This is a genomic window from Rubrivirga litoralis (genome assembly GCF_031846415.1).
Lineage (GTDB): Bacteria > Bacteroidota > Rhodothermia > Rhodothermales > Rubricoccaceae > Rubrivirga > Rubrivirga litoralis.
On the sequence record NZ_JAVRHT010000006.1, the window covers coordinates 1 to 12,746 of the forward strand.

12 protein-coding genes are annotated in these 12,746 nt (G+C 74.2%); 5 read left to right on the plus strand and 7 right to left on the minus strand.

All coding sequences use genetic code 11. From position 1 onward, the window contains the following. The first annotated feature begins 172 nt into the window (after positions 1-172). On the plus strand, positions 173-1,162 hold the full coding sequence (locus RM540_RS03935) for an RsmB/NOP family class I SAM-dependent RNA methyltransferase (RefSeq protein WP_311662226.1): 990 nt from the start codon (positions 173-175) through the stop codon (positions 1,160-1,162). 24 nt (positions 1,163-1,186) lie between these two features. Here RM540_RS03935 and RM540_RS03940 read toward each other — a convergent pair whose 3' ends face one another. Both RM540_RS03940 and RM540_RS03945 read right to left on the minus strand, forming a co-directional pair. Further along, positions 1,187-1,735, minus strand: coding sequence for a 2TM domain-containing protein (locus tag RM540_RS03940; RefSeq protein ID WP_311662227.1), 549 nt, complete (start codon positions 1,733-1,735; stop codon positions 1,187-1,189). 62 nt (positions 1,736-1,797) lie between these two features. Further along, positions 1,798-2,742 carry a diacylglycerol/lipid kinase family protein gene (locus tag RM540_RS03945; RefSeq protein ID WP_311662228.1) on the minus strand — a complete coding sequence of 315 codons (945 nt, stop codon included), beginning with the start codon at positions 2,740-2,742 and terminating at the stop codon, positions 1,798-1,800. 124 nt (positions 2,743-2,866) lie between these two features. On the opposite strand from RM540_RS03945, the gene RM540_RS03950 reads away from it, so the two are divergent. Both RM540_RS03950 and RM540_RS03955 read left to right on the plus strand, forming a co-directional pair. Continuing rightward, positions 2,867-3,595, plus strand: coding sequence for a hypothetical protein (locus RM540_RS03950; RefSeq protein WP_311662229.1), 729 nt, complete (start codon positions 2,867-2,869; stop codon positions 3,593-3,595). Positions 3,596-3,870: 275 nt separating this feature from the next. Continuing rightward, the gene (locus tag RM540_RS03955; protein WP_311662230.1) at positions 3,871-4,590 is read left to right on the plus strand and encodes a carboxylesterase family protein; all 720 of its coding nucleotides are present in this window, start codon (positions 3,871-3,873) and stop codon (positions 4,588-4,590) included. Between the two features lie 127 nt (positions 4,591-4,717). Here the strand turns inward: RM540_RS03955 and RM540_RS03960 are convergent, their stop codons facing one another. Beyond that, positions 4,718-5,209: a hypothetical protein gene (locus RM540_RS03960; protein WP_311662231.1), complete on the minus strand. Its 492-nt coding sequence runs from the start codon at positions 5,207-5,209 to the stop codon at positions 4,718-4,720. Between the two features lie 254 nt (positions 5,210-5,463). Here RM540_RS03960 and RM540_RS03965 point away from each other — a divergent pair, with 254 nt between their 5' ends. Beyond that, entirely contained in the window at positions 5,464-6,489 is a 1,026-nt protein-coding gene (locus RM540_RS03965; protein ID WP_311662232.1) for a DNA-formamidopyrimidine glycosylase family protein, read from the plus strand. After that, positions 6,482-8,263, plus strand: a complete 1,782-nt coding sequence (locus RM540_RS03970; protein WP_311662233.1) for an ATP-dependent DNA ligase — start codon at positions 6,482-6,484, stop codon at positions 8,261-8,263. Before RM540_RS03965 ends, RM540_RS03970 begins: the two co-directional genes overlap by 8 nt. Positions 8,264-8,675: 412 nt before the next feature. On the opposite strand, the gene RM540_RS03975 is transcribed toward RM540_RS03970, so the two are convergent. The 4 genes from RM540_RS03975 to RM540_RS03990 form a co-directional block, all read right to left on the minus strand. Beyond that, positions 8,676-9,662 (minus strand): polysaccharide lyase, encoded by a 987-nt coding sequence (locus RM540_RS03975; protein WP_311662234.1) that lies wholly within the window; start codon positions 9,660-9,662, stop codon positions 8,676-8,678. 131 nt (positions 9,663-9,793) lie between these two features. Further along, entirely contained in the window at positions 9,794-10,846 is a 1,053-nt protein-coding gene (locus RM540_RS03980; protein WP_311662235.1) for a PfkB family carbohydrate kinase, read from the minus strand. Positions 10,847-10,932: 86 nt separating this feature from the next. Next, positions 10,933-11,607, minus strand: coding sequence for a bifunctional 4-hydroxy-2-oxoglutarate aldolase/2-dehydro-3-deoxy-phosphogluconate aldolase (locus tag RM540_RS03985; RefSeq protein WP_311662236.1), 675 nt, complete (start codon positions 11,605-11,607; stop codon positions 10,933-10,935). A gap of 55 nt (positions 11,608-11,662) precedes the next feature. Then, complete coding sequence (locus RM540_RS03990; RefSeq protein WP_311662237.1) at positions 11,663-12,745, minus strand: mannonate dehydratase; 1,083 nt, start codon at positions 12,743-12,745, stop codon at positions 11,663-11,665. Between the last annotated feature and the right edge of the window lies 1 nt (position 12,746).

The following is a 12,746-nucleotide window of genomic DNA, read 5'->3' on the forward strand; positions in this document are numbered from 1 at the left end:
GGTGGCGTGAGCGGGGCGGGGTGGGCACCTTGCTCTTCCCGCTCTTCCCGCTCTTCCCGCTCTTCCCGCTCTTCCCGCTCTCCTCTCCGATTTCCCCGACGCCTCGCTTGACGCCGGGCGCCCAGGGTTCACCTTAGGGGGTCCCGCTCCCTCCGCAGCCCGCCCCGCGCCCGTGCCGCTCCCCGCCCCCTTCGTCGAACGCCTCGAGCAGATCGTCCCCGCCGGCCGCTTCGACGCGGTCCTCGCCTCGTTCGAGGCGCCCGTCTCGACGGGCTTCCGCGTCAACACGCTCCTCGTGCCCGAGGACGAGACCGTCGAGGCGCTCCGCGGCGAGAGCGTCCCGGTCGAGGCCGTCGCCGGCGTGCCCGGCGCGTACGCCGTCCCGTCGGAGGGCCGCGCGGCGCTGCTCGCGTCGCGGCCCTACGCCGAGGGCCACGTCTACGTCCAGAACGTGTCGAGCCAGCTGCCGCCCCACGCGCTCGCCGCCCGCGAGGGCGACCGCGTCCTCGACCTGTGCGCGGCGCCGGGCTCGAAGACGGGCCAGCTCTCGGCGCTCGTCGGCGCCGAAGGCGAGGTGACGGCTGTCGAGAAGGTGCGGCCCCGGTTCTACAAGCTGAAGGCCAACGTCTACGCCCAGGGCGCGACGAACGTGCTCCCGTGGATGGGGAACGGGGCCGTCTACTGGCGCCGCGAGCCCGAGGCGTTCGACCGCGTGCTCGTCGACGCGCCGTGCTCGACCGAGGGCCGGTTCCGCACGCACGACCCGGAGACGACGGCGTACTGGAGCCCGCGCAAGGTGAAGGAGATGCGGTCGAAGCAGGTCAAGCTGCTGTGGGCCGGCATCCAGGCGCTCAAGCCCGGCGGCACGCTCGTCTACTCGACGTGCACGTTCTCGCCCGAGGAGAACGAGGGCGTCGTCGCCAAGGCGCTCCGCACGTTCGGCGATGCCATCGAGGTCGTCGACGCCGGCCTGCCGACGACCGGCCCGGTCGCGGCGCAGGCGGTCCCCGGGCTCACCGAGTGGCGCGGGCGGCCGTTCCCCGAGGCCGCCGCGAACACGCGGCGCGTGCTCCCGAACGGCCTGCTCGAAGGGTTCTTCGTGGCCCGGATCGCCAAGCACGCCTCGACGGTCGACCAGAACGGGCAGAACGGGCACAGCTAAGCCGCCCCGCCCGCACGCGCCGCGCTACCGTCCGAGCGGCGCCGCCCCGCCCCGCCCACGATTCCGCACGGGCGGGGCGGGGTCGAGCCGGTCCGCGTCGAGTCCGTCCAGGTCCAGGTTGATCCTATGGCCGATCCGGTCGGGGCGGGGCGGGGCGGTCTCGGCCGCGAGCGGGTCGTCGGTCGCCGTGACGATGGCTTCGAGGTGCTCGATCCGACGCTGGAGCCGCGCGAGGTCTTGGGGCGCCCCCGGCGGGAGGGCGCGGGCGTCGAGCGTCTCGTCGAGGAGCGTCCGCAGCCGGGCGTCGGTGGCTTCCTCTCCCATCAGCTCGCGCGTTCGGCGGTCGACCCACGCCTGGCCGGTGTGCGTCCCGAACACGCTCGCGGCGTGCTTCGTGAGCCCGAAGCCCCAGCCCAGGAGCGGCCAGAAAAACCACAGGTACCCCGGCGAGGTCAGCAGGTTGACCGTCACGAGCACGGCCATCGTGACGGCGAACTTGGCCAGGTGCGCGTAGAACGCCCGCTCTCTGCGGGCCTGCCGGCGGGCGTCGGTCTCGGCAAGGTCCGTGGGCATAGCGGGGTAGGCGGTGGCCGTGCGCGTACGGCCCGCCCCGCCCCCGAGGTTTCACCCCGCCCTCACACGGGCGACGTGGCGCCCGGCTCGGGCGGGGCGGCCTGGTAGCCCGGCCCGACGAGCACGCGGAGCGCAGCGGGGACCACCTCGAACGTGATCGGGTCGTTCGTCCTGAGCTCGCCGTCGACGTTGAACCACATGCCGGGCGTCGAGGTGACGGCCACGCGCTCGACCTGGTCAAACACGATGCCGTCGTCGTCGAGGTAGTCGCCGGCGGCGGCGCGCGCGAGGAGCCGGGCGACGTCGAGGCCGGTCCCGGACCGGACCAGGACCACGTCGAGGAGCCCGTCCTCGGGGCTCGCGCGCGGGGCCACGGGACGCCCGCCCCCGGCCGTCCGCCCGTTGGCGACGACGATGTTGAAGGCGTCGACGGTCTCGGCCGGGCCGCCGCCCCAGGTCACGTGCGTGCGGTAGCCGTCGAGGGCGGGGAGGGCCTTCACGCCGCCGACGAGGTAGGCCAGCGGCCCCCACGTCGCCTTGAGGTCGTCGGTCAGGATCTCGTCGACGGCCCCGCTGAACCCGCCGGCGCACGCGTTGACGGCGTACTGCGTCTGACCCTCCCCGTCGGGATGCGACACGCGGATCAGGTCGAGCGTCCGCGTGGGCGCGTGGCCGAGCGCCTCGACGGCGGCGCCGACCGGCTGTTTCAGCGGGAGCCCGAGCGTCCGCGCAAAGTCGTTGCCGGTGCCCAGCGGGAGCACGCCGAGGGCGGGGCGGTCCTCGGCCGAGCCGCCGGCCTCCATGAGCCCGTTCGCGACGAGGTGGATCGTCCCGTCGCCGCCGGCGGCGACGACCACGTCGTGCCCGGTGCGGGCGGCGTCGGCGGCGGCGGCGATCGTGTCGTCGGGGTTCTCGCAGGCCACGAGCTCGACGCCGCGGTACGTCCGCAGCGCGTCGACGTCGGCTCCGGGCGCGCTGCCGGCGTTCGAGTTGTAGAGGACGAGCATGGGGCGGGGTGGGGTGAAGCGGGTGAACGTCGCGGGCGCTCCGAGGTGCCGGCGCCCCGCCACCCCGCTCCGGGGGCGGGGCGGGTGACGGCCCTCTGGCACCGCCCCGCCCGACGTTGCGGGCATGACCCGCCGCTCCGCCGCCCCGCTCCAGACTGCGTCTCCCGAAGCCGCCTCACCCGCGCCCGGCCGCTTTTTTCTGTGCTCGTACTGGCCGCTCGTCAAGACGCTCGGCGGGCGCCGGGCCGTCGAGGCGTACGGGCTCCCGCCGTACGCGAACGGGATGAGCCGCCGCGAGCCCGACTTCGAGCACGCCCGCCCCGCCCTCACGTCGTCGAGCCGCGGCCGCGGGTTCGTCCCGCGCCTGTCCGTCGGCGACGCCGTCGTGTTCACGACGACGAAGGGGCGGTGGGGCGGGGGCGCCGGCGCGCACTGGCGGCTCGTCGCCGTGCTCGAGGTGACCGACCGCTTCGGGACGCACGCCGAGGCCGCCGCGTGGTACCAGGCCGCCGGCCTCCGCCCGCCCGGCAACCTCGTCGTCGACGGGAACCCGCCGCTGCCCGCCCCGCTCACGCTCCACCACGGCCGCGTCCACGACGGAGGGTGGGACGCCGTGTGCCGCGAGCGCGCGGCGGCGTGCGGCGTCGTCCTCGCCTGCCGGACCCGGCTCCTCGGCCTCTACGACCCGCCCGCCGTTACGCAGGACGACTGGCTCGCCGTGTTCGGCGGCGTGCCCAACACGCGGACGCCGCCCCAGATTTCCGAAGCCCAGTTCGACCGGCTCCTCGCGCTTACCGACGCGCGGCGGGCGGCGCCGGCTCGGCCGCCCCGCCCGGCGCGTCGGGCGGCGTAGCGGGCCGCTCAACGGGCCGCCCCGCTCCGTCCGCCGGCGGAGTGGCAGGGCGGGGCGGGGGCGCCCAGTCGGCGAACGACGGGCGCGGGGCGACCGGCCACGGGGACGGGGTGACGGGCGGGGTGGACGCGGCCATGACGGGCGGGGGGAACGGAGAGGAGGAATCGGGCGGGGCGGCGGGCGCGTCCATCAGCGGCGGCGCCCGTCGCGTTTCTGGGACGGCGGGAGAGCCGGCGGGAGCGGCCCGTAGCTTGACTCGCCCGCCTGCACGTCCCATGCCACGCCTCCCCGCCCTCGTGCTCCTCGCCCTGCTCGCCACCGGCGCCCGCGCCCAGACCGAGACGCTCGCCTACGACGGCGGGTGGACCGAGCGGGCCGCCGGCGAGGCGCTCGTCGCCCTCCCCGACGGCTACGACGCCGACCCCGAGGCGCGGTGGCCGCTCCTCCTGTTCCTCCACGGGGCCGGCGAGCGGGGCGACAGCCTCGCCGTCGTCGGCGTCCACGGGCCGCTCAAGGAGCGGCGGGCGGGGCGGGACCTCCCCTTTGTCGTCGTCGCGCCGCAGGTGCCCGAGGGCCAGCGGTGGACGACCGGCCGCGTGGTCGCGGCGCTCGACGACGCGCTCGACCGCTACCGCGTCGACGCCGACCGCGTCTACCTCACGGGCTTGTCGATGGGCGGGTACGGGACGTGGGAGGCCATCGAGAAGGTGCCCGAGCGGTTCGCGGCGGCCGTGCCCGTGTGCGGCGGCGGCAACCGGCTCGGCATCGGGGCCGCCCGCGACGTGCCGGTGTGGGCGTTTCATGGGGCCATGGACACGGTCGTGCCCATCGGCGCGTCGGTCGAGATGGTCCGCGCGCTCCGTGAGGCGGGCGGGGCGGTCCGGTTCACGGTCTACCCCGACGCCGGCCACGATGCGTGGACGGAGACCTACGCCAACCCGGCGGTTTACGAGTGGCTGTTGCAGCACCGGATCAGCGACCGGACGGGGCGGTAGGCCGAGCGGAGCAGGTCAGTGACGCCAGAACAAACCACCCCGCCCACGTTGCGGGGCGGGGCGGGCATTTACACCTGGAGCGAGTACCCCGCCATTATCATCGCCAGGAACGTGAAGAGCGACGCCGTCACGATAGTGTGAAGCCATTCCTGCTCGGAAACGACGAGCGACGCCGTCGCGAGGGCGAAGGCGAGCATGACCCACGGCGGCGGCCGCTCCCACGAGCCGTAGTTGAACCCGTAGTCCAGGGCGATGTGGACGAACAGCAGCGTCCAGAGGCCGAAAAATATCGCCGGTTGCCGACGTAGTACGCCAGCAGGTCCGGCTCGTTGGCGTCGGCGTCAGGCAGGGCCGCCGCGCACACGAGGACCAGCAGGAGCGGCGTGACGAGGTGGAACGCGAACCGCCAGAGCGAGCGGAACGTGTCGTAGCCGCCGATCTCAGTGAAGATCCACCAGTAGAGGACGACGAACAGGAACGTGAACGCGACCCACGCAGCCGGCAGCCCGTGCCACCGCCGCCCCGCCCGGATCGAGCGGTGCACGCTGAACACGAGGTCGGCGAGCCCGAGCCCGACGAGGATGCCGACGAACGGGAAGAGGACGGTGAGCCGATCCACAAGCAGGAGGGCGGACCCCAGAGGGCGGACTAAGGGGCGGGGCGGCCCGAGGATAGCGCCCGCCCCACCACCCCGCTCGTTGCGCCCGCCCCGCCCGTAGAGACGCCGCGGTGGAGCGTCTCCGCCCAGGCACGGCGCCGCCAAAGCGGCCGCCCCGCCCCCAGGTCTTCCCCGAGCGCGGCCGCCGAGGAAACCGCGGGCGGGGCGGGGCGGTGCCCGGAGCCTGCCGCCCCGCCCCGACGCATCCGGCCCCTATGCCCGAAGGCCCCGAAGTCCAGCGCGCCGCCGACCGCCTCCACGACGCCCTCGCCGGTCGCGAGATCCGCGCCATCGGCGCCCGGACGAAGGCGGCGAAGGCGTGGCTGGAGGAGCACCCCGACGCCTTCGTCGGCCGCCGCGTCGAGCGCGTGACGGCCCACGGCAAGCACCTCCTGGGCACCGTCGAGGGCGACCTCTTTTTCCACTCGCACTTCCTCATGTGGGGCCGGTGGCACGTCGTCGCCCCGGACGACCCGGCCGTCGAGACGCGCGACCGCCGCGAGCGCGGGCGGATCGTGACCGACGACGCGGCGGCGCTCCTCTACTCGGCGCCCCAGTTCGACGTCGGCCGCGGCGACCCGTACGACGTCCTCCCCGCCCTCCCGCGGCTCGGTCCCGACGTGCTCCCCGAGGGCGGGGCGCAGACCGCCGGGGCGGCCTTCGACGCCGACGAGTTCCTCCGCCGCCTGGCCCTCGACCCCGACCGGACGATCGGCGCCGCGCTCCTCGACCAGACCGTGGCCGCGGGCATCGGCAACTACCTCCGCGCCGAGATCCTCTACGCGTGCCGCATGGACCCGTGGCGGCTCGTGGGCGAGCTCGACGACGCCGAGCGCGCGTGCCTCGTGCTCGAGGTGCCCCGTCTGTGCCGGCTGGCCTACGAGCGGGGCGGCCAGACCGTCCCCGACGCCGCTCGCGAGCGGCAGGCGGCTGACCGCGACCTCCGCTACTCGCCGCACGCCCACGCCTGGAACACGCGGCACTGGGTGTTCCGCCGGACGAACCTCCCGTGCCTGACGTGCGACGACTACGTCCGCCAAAAGCACCAGCTCACGCGCGAGTGGACGGACGACGAGACGGGCGAGACGGTCGAGAAAAAGCGGATCATCTACTTTTGCCCGACCTGCCAGGGCACGCGCCTCGCGCTCAAGCCGCCCCGCCCGCACAAGGACCGCCGGCCGCCGGATTCGGAGTGGGCCGCGCCCGACGAGGAGACCGACCCCGAGGGCATCGATGCCTGACCGCCCCGCCCCGCCCGCCGCGTTCGGCGCCTTCGCCCAGGCGCTCGGCGACGTCGCCGAGCTCTCCGGCCGCAACGACAAGGCCGACCGGCTCGGCGCGCTCCTCGCCGACCTCGACGACGACGACCTCGCGCGCGCCGCGCGGTGGGCCGCCGGCCGCGTGTTCCCGCTGAGCGACCAGCGGACCGTCAGCGTCGGGTTCGCCGCGATCCGCAAGGCCGTCGCCGCCGCGAGCGGGGCGGACGACGACGCGCTCCAGGCCGCGCTCGTCCGCCTGGGCGACCCGGGCGACGTGGCCGCCGAGGCGCTCGCCGAGCACGCCGCCCCGCCCGAGCCGCTGACGCTGGGCGGGGCGGAGGCGTTTTTCGAGGGGCTCGCCGGCACCCGCGGGTCGGGCGCCAAGACCGAGGCCGTGGCCGACGTGCTCGGGCGCGTCGGGCCGGAGGAGGCCCGCTACCTCGTGAAGCTGCTCGCCGGCGACCTCCGCATCGGGATGCTGGAGGGCGGGGTGGAGAACGCGCTCGCGCGGCTGTACGAGCGCGACCTCGGCGCCGTCAAGCGCGCCAACATGCTCACGGGCGACGTCGGCGAGACGGCGGTCCTCGCGCGGCACGACCGGCTGGGCACGGCGGCCCTGCGGCTGTTCCACCCGATCAAGTTCATGCTCGCGACCGCCGCCGAGGAGACCGACGAGCGGACGCTGGCCGAGGAGGTCGCCCGCCAGATCGCACCGCCCTTCGCTGTCGAGGACAAGTTCGACGGCATCCGCGCGCAGGCCCACGTCGAGCCCGAGGCGCAGGCCGAGGCCGCCGACGCGCCCGGCGTGGACCGCCCCGCCCTCCACGGCGAGGTCGTGGACGCGGGCGGGGCGGCGGTCCGCGTCGCCCTCTTTTCGCGGACGCTCGACGCCGTCACGCGCTCGTTCCCCGACCTGACGGCCGCCCTCGCCGCCCTCGCCGCGGACGTGCCGGGCGGCCTCGTCCTGGACGGCGAGGTCGTGCCGCTGGGCGAGGGCGGCCGGCTCGCGCCGTTCCAGACGTTGCAGAAGCGGCTCGGGCGCAAGCGGGTGCCGCAGGCGCTTCGGGACGAGGCGCCCGTGGGCTACGTGGTCTACGACGTGCTCGCGTGGGACGGCGAGCCCGTCCTCGATCGGGGCTACCGCGAGCGCCAGGCCCTCCTCGACCGGCTCGGGCTCGGCGCGGGCGGGGCGGTCCGCCGCTCGGCCGTCCAGACGGTCGAGGACCCGGACACGCTGGACGAGCGGTTCGACGCGGCGCGGGCGCGCGGCAACGAGGGGCTCATGGTGAAGGCGCTCGACGCGCCGTACGTGCCGGGCCGGCGCGGGCGCGACTGGCTCAAGGTCAAAAAGGCGCTGGCCACGCTCGACGTCGTCGTCACGGCCGTCGAGGTGGGGAGCGGCGGGCGGCGCCACCTGCTCTCCGACTTCACGTTCGCCGTCCGCCGGAGCGAGAGCGACGGCACGCTCCTCAATGTGGGCAAGGCGTACTCCGGCCTCACCGACGCCGAACTGGCCGCGCTGACCGAGTGGTTTAAGGCCCACACGCTCGAAACGTTCGCCCACGGCAAGGTGCGGACGGTCGAGCCCGAGGTCGTGGTCGAGGTCGCGTTCGACAACGTGCAGGTCTCGAAGCGGCATAAGGGCGGCTACGCGCTCCGCTTCCCGCGCATCGTCCGCCTGCGGGACGACAAGCCGGTCGGGGAGATCGACACGATCGAGACCGTCGCCGCGCTGGCGGGCGGGGCGGGGCGGTGAGTGGGAGCGGCGGTACTATCTCGCCTGCTTCCCCTGGTTGCGCCCGAAAACGTCGCCTCCGCGGGGGGGACGGCCCCGCCTCCGCCGCCGATGGTGGTGGGGCGGGAGGGCTGGGGAAGGTCCTCCCACTCGTCCCTCCGCGTCTCGTCTTGTCCGTACCGCCTCGTTGAACCGCCCCGGGTTTGCCGGAGTCGAGGAGCGACGGCTTGGGTTCAGCGCCAGGAGCGTCGGTCTCCCGTGGCGCCCTTTCCGATGGAAGGGGCGCCGCGAGTTCCGGGGCCGCGCCAAACGCGGAGGTCGTTGACGGGAGACGAATGCCTACATGCCCCGACCGCTGCCAGCGAAGCGACCGCCCCGTCTAGCGCGCTCCGGCCGACGCCATACCGCCTCGGGCCGCTCCGTCAGACAGCCTCTACAGTAGGCCGTCGCACTCGGCGGACGTGTGGCAGGTGGCGATGTCGTCGATCCGGATGAACGACGTGGTGCTCAGGTCCCACTTCGACGTGCCGCCACCGTTGAAGACCTGGATCAGCGCCTCGTCTATCGTGTGGTTGTTGTCCATCCACAGGATGTCGCCCCTGCTGGCCTTCGAGTTGCCAAACCCAGCCGGGTCGTCGTTCTCCTTCAGCCACACCTTGAGACGGCCGTCGTTATTGGCCTTGGTGTTCATGCCGACGTAGATCCGGACCACGTACTGTTTGCCAGCCGTGACGTCGAACCCGGTGTCCACGTACTCGCCGGTGCAGCTGAGCTGGCCCTTGTGGTAGATGTACGCGTAGAGGCGAGCCGTGTTGGGGCTCGACGTCCGGTCGCCGCGCCACATCATGCGCGCGCTCCAGCCCTTGCCGTCCCAGCCCGGATCGCCGCCGGTGTTGCCGTCGCCGCCCGCCATTCCGGGCAGCTTGCCACCGTTCGAGCCCTTGGGGGGCGGGGTGAAGTCGAACCCCGTCTCGAACTGGACACGGTACTGGATGTAGTAGCCGGAGCGCGGACGGATCGGCACGCGAATCTTGCCGCCGGTCCCATTGCCGTGGATACCGGGAGGGAGCCGGAAGCGGAGGGCGCCGTCGTGGACCTCCAAAAGGTTACCCCTGGAGGTCCAGTCGTTGCTGCGGGTCCACGAGAGGCCGGAGCCGAAGTCGCTCTCCGCGTCGCTCTCGCGGTACCGCTGGCCGTCGCTGTAGTCGTCGAAGTCGACGTAGAGCCGGCTCCCAGCGGCCGCCCCGAGAGCGCTGGCTGGGCGGGCGGGGCCGCACTCGGGGCGCTCGCCGGCCGCTGCGAGAGCGCTGGCCGAGGAGGCTGAGACGTCGGGAGCCGTCGTGTCGCACGACGTGAGGACGAACGCGGAGGCGAGCAGCGCCGAAGCGAGAAGCCGGAGGTTACCAGTAGAGCGCGTCATGAGAGCGAGAGGGGGGGACGGCACGTGGCACGCGGGAGAGTCAAGTTCCGCCCCAGGTCTCGGCGACAGACGCAGGACGTCGGATCTGGTCGAGGCGAGGGACCCGCCCTCGGTCGTGGTGACGGGCGGGGCTAGCGCTGGACGCGGCCGGACCCCGCCCCGCCCGCGAGCGCCTCGACCTCGGCCGCCGTCGAGAGGTTGAGGTCGCCGGGGATCGTCTGCTTCAGCGCGCTCGCGGCCACGGCGAAGTTCAACGCCTCCTCGGCGTCCGTCTTCGTGAGCAGCCCGTGGACGAGCCCGGCCGCGAACGAGTCGCCCCCGCCCACGCGGTCGACGAGCCGGAGGTCGTACCGGCGCGACCGCTTCGCCTCCGCGAGCGGGGCGGCCCGCCCCGCCCCGCCCAGGAGCATCGCGCTCCACCCGTTGTCGGACGCCGAGATCGATTCGCGGAGCGTGATGGCGACGGCGTCGAACCCGAAGTCGGCCTTGAGCTTCTCGGCGAGCTGGGCGTAGCCGGCCTCGTCGAGCTCGGCGTCCTCGGCCGCTTCGGCGCCCGAACCCTCCGTCGTCACGCCGAGCGAGCGGTCGGCGTCCTCCTCGTTGGCGATGCAGACGTCGACGTGCTCCATGAGCGGCCGCATCGTCGCCTGGGCCTCGTCCGTCGTCCACAGCTTCGAGCGGAAGTTGAGGTCGCACGAGACCGTCGCCCCGGCCGCCTTGGCGGCCCGGCACGCCCGCTCGACGGCCGCCTTCGGCTTGGCCCCGAGCGCCGGCGTGATCCCGGTCCAGTGGAACCAGTCGGCCCCGTCGAACGCGGCGTCCCAGTCGACCTCGTCCGGGTCCATCTCGCTCACCGCCGAGTGCGCTCGGTCGTAGACCACCTTCGACGGCCGCTGGCTCGCGCCGGTCTCCAAAAAGTAGATCCCCACCCGGTCCCCGCCGCGCACGACGAACCGCGTGTCGACGCCGAACCGGCGGAGCTGGTTGACCGCCGCCTGCCCGACCTCGTGCTCAGGGAGCTTGCACACGAACCGGGCGTCGTGGCCGAAGTGGGCGAGCGAGACGGCGACGTTGGCCTCCCCGCCCCCGTAGGTCGCGTCGAAGCGTTGGGCCTGGGTGATGCGGGTGAACCCCGGCGTCGAGAGCCGGAGCATGATCTCGCCAAACGTGACGACAGTAGACATAGGGACAGAGACAGAGAAGAGGGAAACAGAGGAACCGCCCCGCCCCCGCCTGCGCGGGGACATGCCCGGAGGCGGGGGCGGGGTGGTCAGGCGGCGTCGACGGAGGCGCGGAGGCGCTTGGCGTTGGCGGTCAGCCGCGCCCAGTCGCCGGCGGCCACGGCGTCGGTCTCGACGAGCGCCGACCCGGCCCCGACCGCGACGGCCCCGGCCCGGAGCCACTCGGACGCGTTGTCGAGCGAGACGCCGCCGGTCGGCATGAGCTTGAGGTGGGGGAGCGGGGCGAGCACGCCGCGGATGAACCCCGGCCCGAGCGCGCCGGCCGGGAACACCTTGGCCACGTCGGCCCCGGCCTCGGTCGCCTCGTAGATCTCGGTCGGCGTAAAGCACCCGGGCATGGCCGCGGCGTCGAGGTCGTGGGCCGCCTCGATCACCTCGCGCCGAAACACGGGGCTGACGACGTAGCGCGCCCCGGCCTCGATGGCCGCCCGCGCGGTCTCGGCGTCGGTCACCGACCCGGCGCCGACGAGGACCGACCCGCTCATGGCCTCGGTGACGGCCCGGATGCCCTCGATGGCGTTGGGGACCGTCATCGTGACCTCGAAGCAGACCACCCCGCCCACCTGGAGCGCCTGGGCGATCTGGACGAGCTTCTCGGGCTCGTCGGTGCGGACGACGGCGACGGCTCGGTCGCGCTCGATCCAGCGGACGACGTCGGCGCGCGTGGCGGCGGTGGGGCGGTCGGTGGCAGGGTTGATCGGCATATCGGTACGTCGGCGGGGCGGCCCCGCACGGTGGGCGGGGCGGAATGGCCGCGGGTTACGAGCGGGGCGGGGTGGCCGCGTCCCAGAGGCCGCGGAGGTAGGTGGCGCCGAGGGCGCGGTCGTAGAGGCCGTAGCCGGGGCGCACGTCGGAGTTGTCGCGCTCGGTCCAGATCTGGCGCCCGTGGTCGGGCCGGAGCGGACCGTCGAAGCCGGCGCTCTTGAGCGCGGCGACGACGGCGGCCAGGTCGACGTCGCCGTCGGGGTGGGGGGTCTCGGTAAAGTCCCGCCCCGCCCCGTCCGCCCCGCCCGGCGTGGGGACGTGGGCGACGTTGCGGAGGTGGGCAAAGTGGAGCCGGCCCCGCCCCGCCAGCCGCGCGGCGTCGGCGGCCAGCCCCGGCGCCTGCTGCGGGTCGGCGCCGAGCGAGCCGGTGCAGAACGTGACCCCGTTCGCCGGGCTGTCCACGAGGTCGCAGACGCGGCCGAAGGCGGCGGCGCTCGTGACCACGCGCGGCAACCCGAAAAGAGGCCACGGCGGATCGTCGGGGTGGATCGCGAGCTTGACGCCGGCCGCCTCGGCGGCGGGCACGGCCCGCTCCAGGAACCACCCGAGGTGGTCCCACATCCGCTCCGTGTCGACCTCGGCGTAGGCCGCGAACAGCCGGCGGAGGTCGTCGGGCGAGTGCGCGTCCATCCAGCCCGGAAGGCCGCCGGACGCCAGCGCCGTCTCGACCTCGGCCAACTCGCCCTCGAAGTAGGCCAGCGCTTCGGACCCGTCGGGGAGCGGGCGGTGGAGGTCCGTCCGCGTCCAGTCGAACACGGGCATAAAGTTGTAGCACACGACCGGCACGCCCGCCCCGCCCACGGCCTCGACCGACGCGCACCAGGCGTCGGCCAGTCGGTCGCGGTCGTCAGTCCCCAGCTTGACGCCCTCGGGGACCGGGATCGACTCGATGCAGGTCAGCGCGAGGCCGGCGTCCTCGACGCGCTCGCGGAGCGACGTCACGGCGTCGGCGGTCCACGCCACGCCGGGCGCGACGTCGTAGAGCGCGCTCACGATGCCCCCGACGCCCGGGATCTGGCGGATGGCGTCCAGCGTGACGGGGTCGGACTCGCCGTACCAGCGGAAAGAAAGGTTCATG